At 70.2% G+C, this 18409-nt stretch carries 16 protein-coding genes; 10 read left to right on the top strand and 6 right to left on the bottom strand.

The features are described from left to right. Nucleotides 1-7: 7 nt before the first annotated feature. Genes NV348_RS34220 through NV348_RS34205 form a run of 4 tightly spaced genes read left to right on the top strand, consistent with a single transcriptional unit; the run spans nucleotide 8 to nucleotide 4649 of the window. Complete coding sequence (locus NV348_RS34220; RefSeq protein ID WP_447150623.1) at nucleotides 8-1219, top strand: acetyl-CoA C-acetyltransferase; 1212 nt, start codon at nucleotides 8-10, stop codon at nucleotides 1217-1219. Between the two features lie 29 nt (nucleotides 1220-1248). Continuing rightward, nucleotides 1249-3414, top strand: a complete 2166-nt coding sequence (locus NV348_RS34215) for a 3-hydroxyacyl-CoA dehydrogenase NAD-binding domain-containing protein (protein ID WP_447150622.1) — start codon at nucleotides 1249-1251, stop codon at nucleotides 3412-3414. A 5-nt stretch (nucleotides 3415-3419) separates the two neighbouring features. Continuing rightward, nucleotides 3420-4112 carry a TetR/AcrR family transcriptional regulator gene (locus NV348_RS34210; protein WP_447150621.1) on the top strand — a complete coding sequence of 231 codons (693 nt, stop codon included), beginning with the start codon at nucleotides 3420-3422 and terminating at the stop codon, nucleotides 4110-4112. 39 nt (nucleotides 4113-4151) lie between these two features. Next, on the top strand, nucleotides 4152-4649 hold the full coding sequence (locus NV348_RS34205; RefSeq protein ID WP_447150620.1) for an SRPBCC family protein: 498 nt from the start codon (nucleotides 4152-4154) through the stop codon (nucleotides 4647-4649). Nucleotides 4650-5065: 416 nt separating this feature from the next. Here the strand turns inward: NV348_RS34205 and NV348_RS34200 are convergent, their stop codons facing one another. Then, nucleotides 5066-5824 (bottom strand): uracil-DNA glycosylase, encoded by a 759-nt coding sequence (locus tag NV348_RS34200; RefSeq protein WP_447150619.1) that lies wholly within the window; start codon nucleotides 5822-5824, stop codon nucleotides 5066-5068. A gap of 80 nt (nucleotides 5825-5904) precedes the next feature. On the opposite strand from NV348_RS34200, the gene NV348_RS34195 reads away from it, so the two are divergent. Both NV348_RS34195 and car read left to right on the top strand, forming a co-directional pair. After that, nucleotides 5905-7434: a carboxylesterase/lipase family protein gene (locus NV348_RS34195; RefSeq protein ID WP_447150618.1), complete on the top strand. Its 1530-nt coding sequence runs from the start codon at nucleotides 5905-5907 to the stop codon at nucleotides 7432-7434. Beyond that, the gene (gene car / locus NV348_RS34190; RefSeq protein ID WP_447150617.1) at nucleotides 7431-10931 is read left to right on the top strand and encodes a carboxylic acid reductase; all 3501 of its coding nucleotides are present in this window, start codon (nucleotides 7431-7433) and stop codon (nucleotides 10929-10931) included. The genes NV348_RS34195 and car overlap by 4 nt, the downstream gene beginning before the upstream one ends. A gap of 832 nt (nucleotides 10932-11763) precedes the next feature. Here the strand turns inward: car and NV348_RS34185 are convergent. Continuing rightward, nucleotides 11764-12372 (bottom strand): FAD-dependent oxidoreductase, encoded by a 609-nt coding sequence (locus tag NV348_RS34185; RefSeq protein ID WP_447150616.1) that lies wholly within the window; start codon nucleotides 12370-12372, stop codon nucleotides 11764-11766. Between the two features lie 200 nt (nucleotides 12373-12572). Here NV348_RS34185 and NV348_RS34180 point away from each other — a divergent pair, with 200 nt between their 5' ends. After that, entirely contained in the window at nucleotides 12573-13211 is a 639-nt protein-coding gene (locus tag NV348_RS34180; RefSeq protein ID WP_447150615.1) for a TetR/AcrR family transcriptional regulator, read from the top strand. Between the two features lie 13 nt (nucleotides 13212-13224). Here the strand turns inward: NV348_RS34180 and NV348_RS34175 are convergent, their stop codons facing one another. After that, complete coding sequence (locus tag NV348_RS34175; RefSeq protein WP_447150614.1) at nucleotides 13225-14148, bottom strand: oxygenase MpaB family protein; 924 nt, start codon at nucleotides 14146-14148, stop codon at nucleotides 13225-13227. Nucleotides 14149-14278: 130 nt separating this feature from the next. Here NV348_RS34175 and NV348_RS34170 point away from each other — a divergent pair, with 130 nt between their 5' ends. Next, nucleotides 14279-14938 carry a TetR/AcrR family transcriptional regulator gene (locus NV348_RS34170; RefSeq protein ID WP_447150613.1) on the top strand — a complete coding sequence of 220 codons (660 nt, stop codon included), beginning with the start codon at nucleotides 14279-14281 and terminating at the stop codon, nucleotides 14936-14938. 2 nt (nucleotides 14939-14940) lie between these two features. Here NV348_RS34170 and NV348_RS34165 read toward each other — a convergent pair whose 3' ends face one another. Genes NV348_RS34165 through NV348_RS34155 form a run of 3 tightly spaced genes read right to left on the bottom strand, consistent with a single transcriptional unit; the run spans nucleotide 14941 to nucleotide 16746 of the window. Then, a complete protein-coding gene (locus tag NV348_RS34165; protein ID WP_447150612.1) occupies nucleotides 14941-15549 on the bottom strand; it encodes a GDSL-type esterase/lipase family protein in 609 nt (202 codons plus the stop codon). A gap of 33 nt (nucleotides 15550-15582) precedes the next feature. Then, nucleotides 15583-16161, bottom strand: coding sequence for a VanZ family protein (locus tag NV348_RS34160; protein WP_447150611.1), 579 nt, complete (start codon nucleotides 16159-16161; stop codon nucleotides 15583-15585). A gap of 21 nt (nucleotides 16162-16182) precedes the next feature. Further along, nucleotides 16183-16746, bottom strand: coding sequence for a TetR/AcrR family transcriptional regulator (locus NV348_RS34155; RefSeq protein ID WP_447150610.1), 564 nt, complete (start codon nucleotides 16744-16746; stop codon nucleotides 16183-16185). A gap of 93 nt (nucleotides 16747-16839) precedes the next feature. Here NV348_RS34155 and NV348_RS34150 point away from each other — a divergent pair, with 93 nt between their 5' ends. Together NV348_RS34150 and NV348_RS34145 are read left to right on the top strand one after the other, a co-directional pair. Next, nucleotides 16840-17310 (top strand): DUF4334 domain-containing protein, encoded by a 471-nt coding sequence (locus NV348_RS34150; protein WP_447150609.1) that lies wholly within the window; start codon nucleotides 16840-16842, stop codon nucleotides 17308-17310. Continuing rightward, complete coding sequence (locus NV348_RS34145; protein ID WP_447150608.1) at nucleotides 17310-18398, top strand: NAD(P)-dependent alcohol dehydrogenase; 1089 nt, start codon at nucleotides 17310-17312, stop codon at nucleotides 18396-18398. Before NV348_RS34150 ends, NV348_RS34145 begins: the two co-directional genes overlap by 1 nt. Nucleotides 18399-18409: the final 11 nt, after the last annotated feature.

The raw sequence follows: 18409 nt of genomic DNA, 5'->3' as shown, positions 1-18409 counted from the left end.
GGAAACCATGACCGAGGCATTCATCTACGACGCGATCCGCACCCCGCGCGGTCGCGGCAAGAAGAACGGCGCCCTGCACGGCGTCAAACCGCTCGACCTGGTGGTCGGGCTCATCGAGGAGCTGAAGGTCCGGTATCCCGGGCTCGATCCGGCAGCGATCGATGACATCGTCCTCGGCGTGGTCTCCCCGGTCGGTGACCAGGGTGCCGACATCGCCAAGACGGCCGCGCTCGCGGCCGGACTGCCCGACACGGTCGCCGGGGTGCAGCTCAACCGGTTCTGTGGGTCGGGCCTGGAAGCGGTGAACACCGCGGCGCAGAAGGTGCGCTCGGGCTGGGAACAGCTGGTGATCGCCGGTGGCGTGGAATCGATGTCGCGGATTCCGCTGGGCTCCGACGGCGGCGCGTGGGCGATGGACCCGGTCACCAACTACAGCACCTATTTCGTGCCGCAGGGTGTGAGCGCGGACCTGATCGCCACCATGGAGGGTTTCACCCGCGAGGATGTCGACGCGTTCGCGGTGCGGTCGCAGCAGAAGGCGGCGGCGGCCTGGTCGGGTGGCTACTTCGCCAAGTCGATCGTCCCGGTGACCGACATCAACGGCGCGGTGCTGCTCGATCACGACGAGTTCATGCGCCCGGACACCACGGTCGAGAGCCTGTCGGGGCTGACTCCGTCGTTCGCGGCGATGGGGGAGATGGGCGGGTTCGACGCGGTGGCCCTGCAGCGCTACCACCAGGTCGAGAAGATCGATCACGTCCATCACGCCGGTAACTCCTCGGGCATCGTCGACGGGTCGGCGCTGGTGCTCGTCGGCAGCGAATCCGCCGGTGTCGCGGCAGGTCTCACGCCGCGGGCCCGGGTCGTGGCGTCCGCGGTGAGCGGCGGCGACTCGACGATCATGCTCACCGGTCCGGTCCCGGCGACCCAGAAGGTGCTGGCGCTGGCGGGGCTCACCGTCGACGACATCGACCTGTTCGAGCTCAACGAGGCGTTCGCGTCGGTGGTGCTCAACTACCAGAAGAAGCTGGCCATCCCGGACGAGAAGCTCAATGTCAACGGCGGCGCCATCGCCATGGGGCACCCGCTGGGCGCCACCGGCGCCATGCTCACCGGAACCATGGTCGACGAGCTCGAGCGCCGGGGAGCGCGGCGCGCGCTGATCACGCTGTGCATCGGCGGCGGCATGGGCATCGCCACCATCATCGAGCGCGTCTGAGCGCCGGATCCGGATACAGAGGAAAGACCATGACAGAGAACATGATTGCCTGGGACCTCGGCGCCGACCGGGTGCTCGTGCTCACCATCGACGATCCCACCCAGTCGACCAACACCATGACCGAGGCGTTCGCGCGTGACCTCACCGCCACGGTCGACCGGCTCGAGACCGAGCAGGACACCTACGACGGTGTGATCCTCACCTCGGGTAAGGACACCTTCTTCGCCGGTGGTGACCTGAACCTGCTGATGAACGCGACGCCGGCGACCGCACCCGACATCGCGCTCGGCCTCGACACCTACAAGGCCGCGTTCCGGCGGCTCGAGCGGCTGGGCAAGCCGGTGGTCGCCGCGATCAACGGCACCGCGCTCGGCGGCGGCTTCGAGGTCGCCCTCGCCACCCACCATCGGATCGCGCTCGACGCCAAGGGCAGTCTGCTGGGCCTGCCCGAGGTCACCTTCGGGCTGCTGCCCGGCGCGGGCGGCGTCACCCGAACGGTGCGGCTGCTCGGCATCACCAACGCGGTGCTCAACGTCGTCGGCCAGGGTCAGCGGATGAAGCCCGCGAAGGCCCTCCAGGTCGGGATCATCCATGAGGTCGCCGCGACCCGCGAGGAGATGTTCGACAAGGCCCGCGCCTGGATCGCGGCCAACCCCGACGCGGCGCAGCCGTGGGATGTGCAGGGCTACAAGATCCCCGGCGGCACCCCGTCGAGCCCGGCGCTGGCGGCCAACCTGCCCGCGTTCCCGGCCAACATCCGCAAGCAGCTCAAGGGCGCGCCGATGCCGGCGCCGATCGCGGTGCTGGCCACGGCCGTGGAGGGCGCGCAGGTCGACATCGACACCGCGTTCGCGATCGAGACCCGCTACTGCACCAACCTGATCTGCGGCCAGATCTCCACCAACATGATCAAGTCCCTGTTCTTCGATCTGGGGACGATCAACAAGGGCGGCAGCCGCCCCGCAGGCTTCCCCGTGCGCACGCCGGAGAAGGTCCTCGTGCTCGGCGCGGGCATGATGGGCGCGGGCATCGCCTATGTGCAGGCCCGCGCCGGCATGCAGGTCGTGCTCAAAGACGTCACGCCCGAGGCGGCCGAGCGCGGTAAGGACTACTCCCGCAAGCTGCTCGACAAGGCGCTGCGCAAGGGCGCGATCACCCAGGACTCCTACGACGAGATCCTGGGCCGCATCCACCCGACCGCCGACCCGGCCGACGCCGCGGGCTGCGACTTCGTCGTCGAGGCCGTGTTCGAGGATCCGGGCCTGAAGCGGAAGGTGTTCGGTGAGATCGAGGCGCTGGTGAACCCGGACGCCCTGCTCGGCTCCAACACCTCCACGCTGCCGATCACCGAGCTGGCCGACGGCGTGCAGCGGCAGCAGGACTTCATCGGTCTGCACTTCTTCTCGCCGGTGGACAAGATGCCGCTGGTCGAGATCGTGGTCGGCGAGCAGACCAGCGACGAGGCCATCGCCCGCGCCATCGACTACACCCTCGCGATCAAGAAGACCCCGATCGTGGTGAACGACAGCCGCGGCTTCTTCACCAGCCGGGTCATCGGCCAGTTCATGGACGAGGCGATCGCGCTGGTCGCCGAGGGCGTGCACCCGGCGTCGGTCGAACAGGCCGCCACCCAGGCCGGCTACCCGGTGGGCGCGCTGGCGCTGGCCGACGAGATCAATATGAAGCTGGCGCAGAAGATCCGGCGCAGTCTGAAGGAGAACCTGCTCGCCGAGGGCAAGCGCTGGACCGACTCGAAGGCGTACCCGCTCGTCGACGCGATGGTCGACGACTTCGACCGGCCCGGCCGGCTCGAGGGCCGCGGCTTCTACGAGTACGACGCCGACGGCAAGAAGCTCGGGCTGTGGCCCGGACTGATCGAGAAGTACACCCGCGACGATCACGGCATCCCGTTCGCCGACATGCAGGAACGGATGCTGTTCGCCGAATCGCTCGACACCGTGCGGTGTTTCGACGAGGGCGTGCTGCGCACCGTGCCGGACGCGAACATCGGCTCCATCTTCGGCATCGGGTTCCCGGCGTGGACCGGTGGTGTCGTCCAGTACATCAACCAGTACGCGGGTGGCCTGGCCGGATTCGTCGCCCGTGCCGACGAGCTGCGGGCCGCCTACGGCGATCGTTTCGAGGTGCCGGAGTCGTTGCGGACCAAGGCCGCCGCCGGGGAAACGCTCGGCTGAGCGCCATGACGACGGACACGACTTCCCGGCGTCCGGCGCTGCCGGGTGCCGGGATCGCCTCCGCCCGCGGGGTGCGTGGCGACGGCAGACGCGCGCACCGCAGGCGCGCCGTGGTGGCCGCCGCACGGGACGTGTTCGTCGCCAACGGCTATCACGGCGTGCGTATGGAGGAGATCGGTGCGCGCGCCGGGATCAGCAAACCGGTGCTGTACGACCACTTCGCGAACAAGCTCGACCTGTATCTGGCGGTGCTGCAACAGTATCTGGACCGGATGGTCGACGGGGTCCGCGCTGCGGTCGACGCCGGCAGCACACCTCGCTCCCGGGTGCGTGATGCCGTGTCGGTGTATTTCGACTTCGTCGACGACGATCCGGGCGGTCACGTGCTGGTCTTCGAATCGCCGGTGCCCAGCGAACCGAGCATCGAATGGCGGGTGCGCAGCGCACTGCGCGCGTGTGCCGACCTCGTCGCCACCGAACTCCGCGCGGTCGGGGTACCGACCGCACCCGCCGACATATATGCCTGGAGCCTGGTGGGCTCCAGCCACCTGGCCGCCCGCCACTGGCTCGACGCCGGACGGCCGATACGTAAACAGGACGCCGTCGAGGTCGCCGTCGCCCTGTGCTGGAACGGATTGGCCGGGTGCGAGCGCAGGCTCGACCACCCGAACACGCACTGCGACAAGCGCTCGGCGTGAGCGATCACCGTCGCCACCGACTGAACGGACCGAACACCCATGTCACCGTCCTTTGCCCTGCACGAATCCGATGACGTCTTCCTCGCGACCGCCCCGAATCGCTACGTGCACGTGGTCGATATCGCGGCACCGCCGAGCGCCGTCTGGGGCGCGCTGACCGCCGACGACGCGCTGGTGTCGTGGTCGGCGGCCGTCACCGGGATGCGCTGGACCTCACCGCCGCCCTTCGGCATCGGCTCCACCCGGGTGGTCACCCTCGCCGGCGCGGCAGCCCTGACCGAACGGTTCTACCGCTGGGACGACGAGCGCCGCATGACCTTCACCGTCGACTCTGCGTCCATCCCCGGCCTCCGCCGCTTCGCCGAGGACATCCAGCTCACCCCCACGCCCACCGGCACCCGCCTGACCTGGACCTTCGCCGTCGAGGGCGGTCCGGCGCTGCGGCCACTGCTGCGCCTGTCCGCCCCGGTGACGAACCGGCTCACCGCCTCCATCGCCCGCGGCATCGTGCGCAAGGTCGAGGCCCCGGTGCCCTGAGCCCATCGCCGCTACCTGCCTCGCGCACCGATGGTGGGGCGGGTAGCGGGGGAGATGGCTTCGAAATGGGTACCTACTCGTTTTGTGGGGGAGGGGCTGGGCCGACTGCCTGGGAGATCATCGGCCGGTGGGGGAGTGCGGTCGAGCGTAGGCAGCGATACCAGGTAGGGGAGGAGCTGTCCAGCGATTCGAGAACACCACCTGACCGCGGCAATGATCCGCTCTGAGCCTGGCAGAGAGATACTATTAGGAGACGTAGATATGCGCATTTAACTATGAATGACCTCACCTTAAGTCGCCGGCACCTCACCACGCCTACATCTCAAAAAACGCTCAGGACGGGGGAGCGAGGGCGCGATTCTGCTCCGGTCCGGGTGGAATGGCCGATCGTGTACGCGGTCAGTGGCGGTCGGATGTCAGGCGAGCGTGTGCCTGGATTCAGCGATCGTCTGGGCCGTGCGGAAGACGTCTTCGAGCATGGCCGGGGTGAGTCTGCCGGTGAACGTGTTGTGCGGGCTGACGTGATAGCAGCCGAGGACGGTGATCGTACGGCCGTCCGGATGGGTGAGGGTGGCCTCGGCGCCGTGGCCGAATCGTGGTCGTGGCCGGGGCACGGTCCAGCCGCCCTCGGCGAGCACCGTGAACAGGGCCTGCCAGCCGAAGGCGCCGAGTACGACGATGACTTGCACCGTCGGTGCCAGCAGTTCGAGTTCCCTGCTGAGGAAGGGGGCGCACCGGTGGCGTTCCTCGCTGGTCGGCTTGTTCTCCGGTGGCGCGCAGTGCACGGGAGCGGTCAGGCGGGTATTCACGAGCTGGATGCCGTCGTGGACGCTGACCGGGTGCGCGCCGGTTGCCAGTCCGACGGCATGCAGGGCGGCGAAGAGTACGTCGCCGCTGCGGTCGCCGGTGAACATCCGGCCGGTGCGATTGCCGCCGTTGGCGGCGGGCGCCAGGCCGACCACCAGGATCTCGGCGTCGTCGGGACCGAATCCGGGCACGGGGCGGGCCCAGTAGTCCTCGTCGCGGTAAGCGGCGCGTTTGACGCGGGCCACTTCCTCCCGCCAGGCGACGAGGCGGGGGCAGGCGCGGCAGGTGCAGATGAGACTGTCGAGGTCGGCGACGCACCGGGCGTCTGCTGCCGCGAGCGGTGCGGTTTCCGGGGCGTCGCCGGCCATCGGTTCAGTCTAGTCCGCGTCGATCGGCGGACGGCCGAACCGCCTGCGCGGTACCGCTGGTACCACGTACTGTGGGGTGCATGGTGTCCACCGAGATCGTGACCGCCGACGGAGTCGTGCGCGGTCGTGCGGGCCGTCGAGTCCTCAGCTGGCGAGCCCTTCCTTACGCGGCCGCGCCCGTCGGCGAACTACGGTTCCGCGCGCCCCAGCCCGTGCAACCCTGGACGGGGGTGCGCTCGGCGACGGAGTACGGCTTCGCGGCCGTGCAGCACCCCAACGGTGCCCGCACCGGCCCACGCACCTGGCAGCCGACCGGCGAGGACTGCCTGGCCCTGAACGTGACCGCCCCGGCGACGCCGTCGGCGACGCCGCGGCCGGTGATGGTCTTCATCCACGGTGGCGGGTATGCGATCGGCGCGGCGAGCATGTACTCGGGTGCGCGGCTGGCGGTGCGCGGCGATGTGGTCGTGGTGTCGGTGACGTACCGGCTCGGCGCGATGGGCTATGTCGATTTCAGCGAGTTCTCTACGCCGGAACGGCCTTTCGACTCGAATCTCGGTCTGCGGGATCAGGTCGCCGCGCTCGAATGGGTGCAGCGCAATATCGCCGCGTTCGGTGGTGACCCCGGGAACGTGACCATTTTCGGCGAGTCGGCGGGCGCGCACGCGGTGGTCGCGTTGCTGGCGACGCCGGCCGCGGCCGGTCTGTTCCATCGGGCGATCGCGCAGAGCGCGCCGGCGGATTGGACGGCGCAACCGGAGGAGGCGCGCCAGTTCGCGCGGAGCTGCCTGGAACGACTGGGCGCCGAACCCGCCGCCGCGGCGACCGTGCTGGCGACGACGCCGGCGAGCGAGCTGTGCCGGGCGGCCGATCGTGCGCTGTACCGGACGCTGCGGGAACGGCCGGGCAGTTTCCCGTACACCCCGGTGGTCGACGGGGAGTTCCTGCCGGAGACGCCGATCGATGCGATCGCCGCGGGTCGTGCGCATCGGGTGCCGCTGATCATCGGCACGAATCGGGACGAGGCGACGCTGTTCCAGCGGTTCATGAAATCGGTGCCGCACACCCCTGAGCAGCTCACGACCACCTTCGGGCGCTGTGATCCGGGCGCGGAGCAGCGGGTGATCCGGAGCTATCCCGGCTATCCGGCCGCGCGGACCGCGGTGCGGATCGGCGGTGACTTCATGTTCCTGCGGCCGACGCTGGCCGTGCTGGAAGGGCACAGCCGGTACGCGCCGACCTATGCCTATCGCTTCGACTATGCGCCGCGCGCGGTCAAGTTGGCCGGGTTCGGCGCGACGCACGCGCTGGATCTGGTGCCGGTGTTCGGCTGGGTGGACAGTCCGGTCGGCCGGGCGATGACGGCCGCGGGCGGGCGGCGGGCCTTCCGCGCGGTGCAGGACCATGTGCAGGACAACTGGCTGAGTTTCGCCCGGACGGGTGAGCCTCTTCCGGCATGGGCGCCCTACACGGCCGAGCGCAGGGCGACCTGCATCATCGACCATCCGCCCCGGGTGCTGGTCGATCCCGAGTCCGCACGCCGGGAAGCCTGGCGCGATGTCCGGATCTCCGCGCTGGGTGGTCCTGTCGATCGGCAGCGCGAGGCATGACCGTCGAGCTGGACGCAGGTCGGCTGGCGGAGCGGATCAGGGCGCTCTACGCCGAGGACGAGCAGATCCGGGCGGCGACGCCGCTCGCGGATGTCCACGCGGCGGTCACCACGCCGGGATTGCCGCTGGCGCATATCGTCTCGACGGTGATGACCGCCTACGCGGATCGGCCCGCGCTCGGTTTCCGCCGCACCGAACCGGTCGTCGACGGCGGCCGGGTCACGCGGCGGCTGCTGCCGGAATTCGAGTTGGTGACCTACGGCGCGGTGTGGGAGCGGGCTCGTGCGCTGGCCGCCGCGTGGCACGGCGAGGGCATCGGGTCGGGCGATTTCGTCGCGACGCTGGGGTTCACCGGGGTCGATTACACGGTGCTCGATCTGGCGACGATCCATCTGGGTGGGGTCGCGGTTCCGCTGCAGTCGGGAGCCGGTCTCACGCAACTGCGTTCGATCCTGGACGAGACCGGGCCGCGGGTGTTCGCCGTCGACACGGCCCATCTGGCGATCGCGGTCGAGGCCGTGCTGGCCGGTGCGGCGCCGCACTCGCTACTGGTGTTCGACCATCACGCCGACGACGACGATCACCGTGAAGCGCTGACCGCCGCCCACGCCCGGCTGACCGAAGCGGGCTCGACGGTCGCGCTGCACACCATCGACGACGCGATCACCCGCGGCCGCGTGGCCGAGCCCGCGCCGCTGACGGTGCCCGAACCGGGCGACGATCCGCTGGCCATGCTGATCTACACCTCCGGCAGCACGGGCACGCCGAAGGGCGCGATGTACACCCATCGGCTGGTGGCGGTGGGCTGGCAGCCCGCGCGTCCGGTGGCCGTGCTCAACGTGAACTTCCTGCCGATGAGTCATATCGCGGCGCGGTTGACGCTCACCGGTGTGCTCGCGCGCGGCGGCACGGCGTATTTCGCGGCGGCGCCGGACATGTCGACGTTGTTCGAGGACATCGCGCTGGTGCGGCCGACGGAGATCTTCCTGGTGCCCCGGGTGTGCGACATGATCCTGCAGCGTTTCCGGCGCGAGGTGGATCGGCGGTCGGGTCCGGGCGTCGACCCGCAGGTGCTGGCCGACGAGGTGAGAACCGAGCTGCGGGAACAGTTCCTGGGTGGCCGGTTGATGACGGTGCTGTGCGGGAGCGCGCCGATCGCGCCGGATCTGCGTGAGTTCGTGGAGTCGGTGTTGCGGCTGCGGTTGCACGACGGCTACGGCTCGACCGAGACCGGGGGCGGGGTCATCTTCGATACCAAGGTGATGCGGCCGCCGGTGCTGGACTACAAGCTGGTCGATGTGCCGGAGCTCGGCTACTTCGGGACCGACAAGCCGTATCCGCGGGGCGAGTTGCTGCTCAAGACGACCACGATGATCGCGGGCTACTACCGGCGTCCCGAAGTCACCGCGGAGGTGTTCGACGAGGACGGTTTCTGCCGCACGGGTGATGTGGTAGCCGAGCTGGCGCCGGATCGGCTGGCCTATGTGGATCGCCGAAACAATGTCTTGAAGCTGTCGCAGGGTGAGTTCGTGACGGTGTCACGGCTCGAGGCGGTGTTCGCCGGGGCGGATCTGGTGCGCCAGATCTTCGTGTACGGCAGCAGTGAGCGGGCGTATCTGCTCGCGGTGGTGGTGCCGACGGAGGAGGCGCTCGCCGGGTCCGCCGCGGAGGTGCGGGCCGCGGTGAGTGCGTCGTTGCACCGGGTGGCGGTGGCGGCCGAGCTCGAGCCGTATGAGATTCCGCGCGATTTCCTGGTCGAGACCGAGCCGTTCTCGATCGCGAACGGGCTGCTGTCGGGAGTCGGGAAGTTGTTGCGGCCCCAGGTGAAGCAGCGCTACGCCGCGCGGCTGGATGCGCTGTACGACGATGTCGCGCGCGATCAGGAAGCGGAATTGCGGCGGTTGCGCCGGGACGCTCCCGGTCTGCCGGTGTACGAGACGGTGGCGCGTGCCGCGCGGGCGGTGCTCGGCTGTGCGGTCACCGAGGTGCGACCCGAAGCGCGATTCGGTGATCTGGGTGGGGATTCGCTGGCGGCGCTGTCGTATTCGACGCTGCTGCGGGAGCTGCTCGCGGTCGAGGTGCCGGTGAATGTGTTGCTCGGACCGGACAGTGATCTGGCCCGGATCGCCGACTATGTCGGTCGGGAGCGCGAACCGGGGGCCCGGAGAACCGATGTCGAGACGGTGCACGGTGTCGGCGCGATCGAGATCCGCGCGGCCGATCTGACGCTGGCGGAGTTCCTCGACGCGGCGACATTGGATCGCGCCACGGAGCTACCAGCCGCCGCGGTGCCGCCGTCCACGGTGCTGATCACCGGGGCGAACGGCTACCTGGGCCGTTTCCTTTTGCTGGCCTGGCTGGAGCGGCTGGCGCCGCTGGGTGGCCGGGTGATCTGTGTGGTCCGGGGTGGCGACGCTGCCGCCGCTCGGGCGCGCCTGGATGCGGCGTTCGACACCGATGCGGCATTGCGCGAGCACTTCCGCGCACTCGCCGACGGTGCTCTCGAGGTGCTGCCGGGCGATATCGGTGAACCGAATCTCGGTCTGTCGGCCTCGGCATGGCAGCGGCTGACCGAGGACGTGGATCTGATCGTGCACTCGGCAGCCCTGGTCAATCATCTACTGCCGTATGGGCAGTTGTTCGGGCCGAACGTGGTCGGCACCGCCGAAGTGATCCGGCTGGCGCTCACGGCGAGACGGAAGCCGGTGAGCTATCTGTCGACCGTGGCGGTGGCGGCGCAGGGGGAGTCCTTCGCCGAGGACGGTGATGTGCGGGTGATGAGTCCGGTTCGGCGGTTGGACGCGGGCTATGCCAATGGCTACGGCAACAGCAAGTGGGCGGGTGAGGTGCTGCTGCGGGAGGCGTCGGATCGGTTCGGGTTGCCGGTGGCGGTGTTCCGGTCGGACATGATCCTGGCGCACAGCGACTATCGCGGTCAGCTCAATGTGCCCGACGTGTTCACCCGGTTGCTGTTGAGCGTGCTCGTAACCGGCCTCGCGCCCGCGTCGTTCTACCTGACCGACGCGCGGGGGCGGCGGCTGCGCGCGCACTACGACGGGCTGCCGGCCGATTTCGTCGCGGCGGCGGTCGCGGGGCTCGGTGCGGCGGCGGTCGAGGGTTACCGGACCTTCGATGTCGTCAATCCGCACGATGACGGCATCTCGCTCGACAGTTTCGTCGATTGGCTGATCGAAGCGGGTCATCGGATCGATCGGATCGACGACTACGCGGACTGGTTCGGGCGCTTCGAGACCGCGTTGCGCGCGCTGCCGGAGGAGCAGCGCAAACACACGCTGTTGCCGCTGTTGCAGGCGTATCGGCGTCCCGGGCGGCCGCTGGCCGGTTCGGCGTTGCCCGCCGACGGGTTCCGGGCGGCGGTGCGCGCGGCGGGGATCGGTGCGGAGCGCGATATCCCGCATCTGGGTCGGGAGTTGATCGGCAAGTATGTCAGCGATCTGGCCGGGCTCGGGCTGCTCGGGCGGCCGGGGCGCGGCTGACCGCTGGGCGGCCCGTGGTCAGCCGGAGTGGGACTCACCGTGGGCCGCTGAGAGTAGCGGCGTGCGGGGAGCCGCTGGTGGCGTGGGCCGGGAGATGGTGCCGCGCAAGGTGGTTCGGGTGACCAGTGCGTTGCGTGCGGCAACGCGGATCTCGCGGGCGATGTCGGCGAGGACGGCCGGTGCGTTGCCGCGCTGATGGCGGAGCGCACCGGCGACCAGCCGCAGTGCGAGGACGGGGGTGTGCAGGTCGGCCGGTGGCCGGGTGCGGGAGAAGATGCCGGTGGTGATGCGGGCCAGTTCCGGGTCGCCGGTGGCGCGACGGTAGAGCTCGATTTCCAAGGGGTGCATGGCTTCGCCGCGGGCGAGGCGGTTGGTCCAGTGGAAGATGGCGCGGCAGTCGATGATGCGGCGGCGTTCCCAGTCGTGCAGAGCCCGGTCGAGGGCGGCGGGGTCGTCGAGGGTGTCGGCCGCCGCCTCCCCGAGTAGTCGGCCGTAGCGCAGGGCGTCGCGGATGCCCTGGGCGGTCACCGGATCCTTGAAGTGGCCGGAGTCGCCGGGTAGCGCCCAGCCGGGGCCGGTGGATCGGCGGAAGTAGGAGGCGATACCGGTCGCCGCGCGTACCCGTCCGACGCGTTCGCAGCCGTGGAGGCGGGCGGCGAGCGCGGGAATCCGTTCGACGGCTTCGGTGTAGCGGCGTTCGGCTTCGCCCGGACCGGAGCGTTCCCGGGTCGCGGGTGGCTGGACGAGGCTCAGGACCAGGCCGTCGTCGCAGGGGAACGCGGTGCCGAGATCGGCGCCTGATCGCCATTGCGCGGCGGTGTCTCTCGGGGTGTCACCGGTGTCGCGCCAGTAGGCGTAGTAGCAGTCGCGTCCACTGGGAACGGTGAGGAACGGGTCGTCGGCGCCGACGGCGCGGGCGATGGTGCTGTCGTCGGCCGTCGGCGCCGACGACGAGTGCGGCGCGGATCTCGACGACGGCGCCGGAGCGGTCGGTGTATCGGACGCCGGCGCAGCGATTGTCCGCCCAGAGGACCGAGGTGACCCGGCAGCGCCGGCGGACATCGGCACCGGCGGCGACGGCGGCGCGCACGAGGACACCGTCAAGCCCGGTGCGGCGTACGCACATGGCGTAGTCGATGCCGTCGACGGTGGGGAAGGCGGAGGTGATGCCGTAGCCGGCGCCTTCGGCGTAGGCCTGGGTCAGCCGGGGGGCGCCGAGGGCCTCGACGTCGGCGAGCACGCCGAGTCGCTGGAGTTCGGCGAGTCCGGCGGGCCAGAGCAGGTGGGTGGAGAGGGTGTCCGACGGCAGGGCGGCGGAGTCGAGGACGACAACTTTGCGGCCCGCTCGCGCCAACGTCACGGCGGTCGCCGAGCCGGCGCAGCGCGCGCCGACGATGACGACGTCGGCCGACTCGGCCGAGGTGACGGGGGAATCGAGCATGGGTACCGCCTCGGTCATCGAGTCTCGGACAGGGTGTCCGAGAAGATGATGCGGTCGGTGGTGACCACTGTCAACAGCACACGGTGGCACAGGGATTCGCGGCCGCTCGCCCGTTGCCGATCCCCGGCCGGGGTCGAGGGGCACAATGGGCGCATGGTCGACGCACGTGGGCTCGCGGCCGAGCTGTCGTGGAGCCGCCGATGCCCTCGCTGACCCGTGTCCCGCGGTCGGCCCGGAAACCGTCCGACGACCGTCGCACCGAGTTCGAGCCGCGGGTGTTGCGTGCGGTGGAGGATCTGCTCGCCGACGGCACCCCGTTCACCGAGCTGGCCGTGCAGCGGATCGCCGCCGCGTCCGGGTCGGCCAGATCCACGTTCTACCGGTACTTCCCGGACAAGAGCAGTCTGCTGGTTCGGCTGGGTGAGCTGGCGACCGCCGATCTGTTCGCGGCCGCGGAGCGTTGGTGGAGCGCTGAGCACACCGAACAGCAGGCCGGTGTCGTCGGTGCCGCGGCGGCGATGATCGACGGTGTCCGCGCGCACCGCTATCTGTTGTTGGCCCTGAGCGAGGTCGCCGCGTACGACCGCGAGGTGGGTGTCTTCTGGCGGGCGCGGGTCGCCGCGTTCACCGAGCTGGTCGGGGCGCGGCTGGCGGCGGATCGTGCGGCGGGCCGGGTCGCCGCACAGCTGGATCCGCGCGCGACCGCACTGATCCTGACTTCGATGGTCGAGCGCACGATGGCCGTGGCCTGCTCCGCCGACACCGGGGTCGCGGACGGGGAGCTGGCCGAGGCGCTCGGGCGGGCCATCTGGCTGGTCGTGTACGGCGACGCGCCCTGATCGGTGACGTCGGTCAGCGGAGTGCGGCGTCGGGGGCGAACGAGGTGAGTCCGACGTCGCGGTATTTGGTGACGAGCTGCTGGTACTTGCGCCGGTTGCGCGCCATGGGGGAGTCGGTGACCGTGGCGGGCAGGCGGTCGAATGCCACGCGCAGTGTCGTGGTGATCGCCTGGAATTCGCGGTCGTGGCGGCGGGTCCAGGGAAAGGGCATGCGGGCACGGACGTCGGGATGCATGATGCCGCAGCCGAGCACCATCAGCACATGGCCGAGCCCGGGGGAGCTCACTCGCCACAGTGGTCCGGTGGCGGCGGGCAGGAAGTACGGCAGTGGGGCGTGGCGGACCGATGCGACGGCGGCGTCGAGGGCGGGCGTCGACCGGAGTTCGGTGGCCGCCACGTGTGCGTAGTGGGCGACCAATTCGGTGTAGTCCTCGATCGGTCGCGACTTGCCGGGCAGGTGCAGGCCGGCGGTCTTGTGCCGGTAGTGGTCCCAGATGGCCTGGTTCTCGGCGAGGGTCGGTTCGGTGCCGGTGAGGGCGATATAGGCGCCGCGCTGGACGAAGAAGGTGGAGTACAGGATCCAGTTCCACGATTGTGGGTTGAGCGCGGAGTACCGCTGCCCGTCCGGGCCGATCCCTTTGACGTCGCGGTGCAGGACCATCAGACGTTGCGCTTCGGTCGCGCGGTCGGGGTCTTCGCCGTGGTAGATCAGCTGATCGGCGGCGGCGGTGCGGACCGCGCGTGCCCACGGCTGGTTGCGCGCTCGGCCGGTGTCCTCCAGGGCGGCGGAGACGGGCGGCAGCATCGCCTGGTCGAACAGGCCGACTCCGAAGAGGCTGAACAGCACAGAGCCGCCTACCCGTTCGAAGCGGGCGACGGCGTCGGAGACGTGGCCGGGTGTCGCCGCGTTCGCGATGTGGGGCACAGGACAGGTCATCGGGGAACTCCTTTGTTCCGGTGTCGAGGACCACCGGCCCGGTCGACACTATGGCGCTATTCTGGTGCCGTGCGACTCCAGAAATTCGTGTGGTGTCAGAGTGCACCAGAATGGTGGGATGGTCAAGAGCATGGGTGAAGATTCCGCGAACACGGCCGCGCCGCGCGCCTACGCGGGCGTGGCGGCCGACGAGCGTCGGTCCCGCCGCCGGGCCGCCCTGTTCGAGGCGGCGCTCGATCTGCTGGCGGAAGGTGGCGCGCCGGCGGTCACCAAACGGGCGGTGTGCGCGCGGGCGCGCCTGAACGACCGCTACTTCTACGAGCAATTCGCCGATCGTGACGTGCTGCTGACGGCGCTGGCCGACGACCTGACGACCGAGGGTATCGCGGCCGTCGTCACCGCGACCCGCGCCGCCGCCCCCGATGTCGACAGTCAGGTTCACGCGGCCGCCGACGCCGCACTGGGCTTCCTGGTCGCCGACCCACGACGGCACGCCCTGTTGTTCGCCGGCCACAGCACCGAGGCGTTGCAGACCGCTCGGGTGTCCACTCAGCACGCGATCGCCCGCGCGATGGCCGTGGTCGGCCGTGAGCTGTTCCCGGACTCGGCGACCGCCGAACTGGACTCCGAGATGGCCGCCTACACCGTGGTCAGCGGCACGCTCGAGCTGGTCACGGCGTGGATGCGCGGGGAATTCGACACCACCCAGGCACACCTCACCGAGGTGATCGCCCGCCAGCTACTCCAGATCAGGTTCGCCGACAGTCCGCGCGCGACTTCCGCCGGCTGAGATCAGCGGCGCGGCTGGGCGATCCACTCGCGCCAGCCGCCGTCGAGCACGAGGTCGGCCAGTCGGCGGTAACCACCGCTGCCCGGATGCGCGCCGTCACCGGCCAGGACCTCCGCGCACCAGGTCGGGTCGTCGGCCAAGGCCGCGGTGGTGTCGATGAACGGCACGTGCTGCGCGTGGCAGAGCGCGCTCATCTGTTCGGCCAGCTTCGTGACGCGGGCCAGATGCGCTTCGCCCGCCTCGATCACCGGCGGCGGGCCCACGACCAGTGGTGCGAACGCGCGTTGCCGGGCACCGTCGAGGATCGTGGCGAGATTGTCGAGGCTGCGGCCCGGATCGACCCGGACCGCGCCGTTCTCCTCGACCGCGTCGTTGGCGCCGAAGGACAGGGCCAGTCGCTGGTCGGCGTCGGTCGCCTCGCGCGGTTCGATCTCGGCCCAGCAGCGGCGCAGCACGTCCTCGGAGGTGTTGCGCCGGATCCCGAGGTTGAACGCGGTCGTCCCGGCGCCGGTGTCGGCGAGGACGCGCCCCACCCAGCCTCGGTACTCGGGGTCGCCGATGCCCTGGACGAAGGAGTCACCGAAGAAGAAGATGCGAAGGTCTGCACTCACCCGGATGACAGTACGAGCCCGCGCGACGCGGTATCAGCTCGCCCAGCCGAGCCGGACCAGCACCCGATCGCTGCGCGACGACCCGGATTCCCTGCGGGCGACGTGCCTCCGCGCCAGCGCGGCGCCGATCCCAGCGCCGGCCGCGTTGAGGAGGACGTCGTCGACCGAGGACACCCGGCCCAGCTCGAGGACGTACTGCAGGACCTCGAGCGTGGCCGACACCAGCGCGCCGACCGCTGTCATCCGTCCGACGCCCGAGGCGCGCGGAAACCGCAGCGGGAGCAGGAAACCCAGCGGTACGAACAGCACCAGATTGGCGCCGACCTGGACGAAGGCGGTGGCAGGCGCCGCGCCGAGAGTGTCGAGGAGATCTCGCAGCGGCACCAGGCTGACCGCTCGCGTTCCGGCGGTGGGCGTGAGGATCATCCACACCCACGGCAGCGTCGCGCCGACGATCCCGACTTCGGCGATCGAGTATCGCAGCGCGATACGGCGCGGCAGCCCGGCACGGAGCCTTCGGCGGACGAGCAACGCGGTACCGGCCGCCAACGCGGGCACCGCCACCATCCAGACGATCAGTACCTGCCCCCACGACGCCCACACGTTCCCCACGGCTCCCACGATAGGGCGACTTCAGGGCGCGACGATGCGGGCGGCGGCGAAGACGGTGGCGGCGCGGCGGGTCGAGAGTTGCTCGGTGTCGCCCCGCTCGACGGCGAAGCGGGCCTGCATCGCGTTGGTGCGGGTCAGATCGGAGAGCATGCGCAGCAGGATGACCGGTGGCACGGCGTCGGTGAGCAGACCTTCGCGCTGACCGCGACGCAGTTCGGCGAGTTTGGCCTCGATGGTGCGGCGCAGCAGCGGGCCGACGTGCGCGCCTTCGGGTTCCAGATCCGACCAGGCTTGCAGCCGCGCGTTGTCGGGGTGGGCGACGAAGTGATCGAACAGGCGGCCGACGTAGGCGGGCACGTCGTCGGCGCGCAACGCGGTCTCCTCGGCCGTTTCGGTGGTCCAGCGCTCGGTGACGGCCGCGTAGAGCTCGTTCTTGCCGGGGAAGTAGGCGTAGAGGCGGTCTTTACTGGCGTGGGCGGCGTCGGCGATGCGGTTGATCCGGGCGCCCGCGATGCCGAATTCGGCGAACTCCGCCTTCGCGGCAGCGAGTATTCGCTCCCGGGTTGCCTCACCTGCCGCGCGCATGGCCGGAATGGTACCCCCTTGCCGAACCAACTGGTTCGGAACTATGGTCCGTTCGGAACCAGATGGTTCTGGAATCGGCGAGACGAGGACACCATGGGCGCGGACAAGCCACGCTGGCAGCAACTCCGGGAGCAGACCGAGGGCGTCTCCACCGCCGAACTGGACGCGCTGTGGACCCGGCTACGCCCGGCCCGCACCGACGACATCCTCGGTGAGTGGCGCGGCGCCGCCTTCCAGACCGGCCACCCGCTGTGCCGGGCGCTGCCCGCGAGCCGCTGGTACGGCAAGACCTTCGTCGCCGTCGACGACGCCAAGCCGCTGATCTGCCGCGCCGAGGACGGCACCCTGTTCTCCAATGTCGAACTGGGGCAGGGCGAGGCGACGCTGTGGAACATCGAGTTCCGCGGCGAGGTGACCGCGACGATGGTCTACGACGGCCGCGCGGTGTTCGACCACTTCAAGTGGCTCGACGCGAACACGCTGATGGGCATCATGAACGGGCGTCCGGAACTGGTCCTCGCCAAGGGCGAGTACTTCTACTTCCTGCTGGAACGGGCGGCCTGATGCGCACCACGGCAGTCCTGTCGCGCGATCCGGCCGCGGCGTTCTCGGTGGAGGATGTCGAGATCGACGAGCCGCGCGGCGGGGAGATCCTGGTGCGGATCGCCGCGGCCGGTATCTGTCACACCGACCTGGTGACGCGGCGCGCCGGCGCGGCGGACCGGCCGATCCTGCTCGGGCACGAGGGCGCCGGTGTCGTGGCCGCGGTCGGGCCGCAGGTACGTACGGTCCGGCCCGGCGATCATGTCGTGCTGACGTTCCGGCACTGCGGCGAGTGCGCGACGTGCGTGGACGGGCGTCCCGCCTACTGTCAGCGCTCGGTCGCGCTCAACCAGTTCGGTCGACGCGCGCACGACGCGCCACGGGTACTGCGCGACGGCGCCCCGGTCCTGGACGGCTTCTTCGGCCAATCGAGCTTCGCCGGGTACGCGCTGACCACCGAGGACAACACGATCGTCGTCGATCCGGCGCTCGACCTGGCCGTGGCCGCGCCGTTCGGCTGTGGTTTCCAGACCGGTGCGGGCGCGGTTCTCAACGCGTTGCGGCCGACCGCGGGGGCGTGGCTGGCGGTGTTCGGTGCCGGCGCGGTCGGGATGGCCGCGTTGCTCGCGGCACGCACGATCGAGGGCGTGCGGGTGCTCGTCGTCGAGACCTCGGCGGCGCGCAGGGAATTGGCGCTCGAGCTCGGCGCGGCAGCCGCGCTGGATCCGGCCGAGGGGCCGACCGTGCCGAGGCTGCGCGAACTCACCGGTGGCGGCGCCACCCACGCGATCGACACCACCGGTGTGCCCGCGGTGCTCGGTGACGCCGTGGCCGCGCTGGCCACGGGTGCGACCGTGGTCGCGGTCGGGCTCGGTGCGGGGACGCCGCCGGTGGATGTCAGCGATATCGTGCTGCGCGGCAAGACGATTCGTGGGTGTCTGGAGGGTGACAGTGTGCCCTCGACGTTCCTGCCGCACCTGCTCGCGCTGTACGCGGACGGCCGGTTCCCGGTCGATCGGCTCATCGGCCGGTACCCGCACACCGAGGTCGGCACCGCGCTCGCCGATCAGCGTGCCGGGCGTGTGGTGAAGCCGGTGCTGACATGGTGAACGACTACCCC

This window comes from Nocardia fodinahabitans, assembly GCF_052983615.1.
This window is presented reverse-complemented; position numbering and strand designations above follow the sequence as displayed.

Excerpts from the sequence above, each read along its gene's own strand:
- NV348_RS34185 (WP_447150616.1), bottom strand. The coding sequence starts at position 12,372 with ATGCTCGATTCCCCCGTCACCTCGGCCGAGTCGGCCGACGTCGTCATC.
- NV348_RS34220 (WP_447150623.1), top strand. The coding sequence starts at position 8 with ATGACCGAGGCATTCATCTACGACGCGATCCGCACCCCGCGCGGTCGC.
- NV348_RS34200 (WP_447150619.1), bottom strand. The coding sequence starts at position 5,824 with ATGGCCGGCGACGCCCCGGAAACCGCACCGCTCGCGGCAGCAGACGCC.
- car (WP_447150617.1), top strand. The coding sequence starts at position 7,431 with ATGACCGTCGAGCTGGACGCAGGTCGGCTGGCGGAGCGGATCAGGGCG.
- NV348_RS34175 (WP_447150614.1), bottom strand. The coding sequence starts at position 14,148 with ATGACCTGTCCTGTGCCCCACATCGCGAACGCGGCGACACCCGGCCAC.
- NV348_RS34215 (WP_447150622.1), top strand. The coding sequence starts at position 1,249 with ATGACAGAGAACATGATTGCCTGGGACCTCGGCGCCGACCGGGTGCTC.
- NV348_RS34210 (WP_447150621.1), top strand. The coding sequence starts at position 3,420 with ATGACGACGGACACGACTTCCCGGCGTCCGGCGCTGCCGGGTGCCGGG.
- NV348_RS34195 (WP_447150618.1), top strand. The coding sequence starts at position 5,905 with ATGGTGTCCACCGAGATCGTGACCGCCGACGGAGTCGTGCGCGGTCGT.
- NV348_RS34145 (WP_447150608.1), top strand. The coding sequence starts at position 17,310 with ATGCGCACCACGGCAGTCCTGTCGCGCGATCCGGCCGCGGCGTTCTCG.
- NV348_RS34150 (WP_447150609.1), top strand. The coding sequence starts at position 16,840 with ATGGGCGCGGACAAGCCACGCTGGCAGCAACTCCGGGAGCAGACCGAG.
- NV348_RS34205 (WP_447150620.1), top strand. The coding sequence starts at position 4,152 with ATGTCACCGTCCTTTGCCCTGCACGAATCCGATGACGTCTTCCTCGCG.
- NV348_RS34155 (WP_447150610.1), bottom strand. The coding sequence starts at position 16,746 with ATGCGCGCGGCAGGTGAGGCAACCCGGGAGCGAATACTCGCTGCCGCG.
- NV348_RS34180 (WP_447150615.1), top strand. The coding sequence starts at position 12,573 with ATGCCCTCGCTGACCCGTGTCCCGCGGTCGGCCCGGAAACCGTCCGAC.
- NV348_RS34170 (WP_447150613.1), top strand. The coding sequence starts at position 14,279 with ATGGGTGAAGATTCCGCGAACACGGCCGCGCCGCGCGCCTACGCGGGC.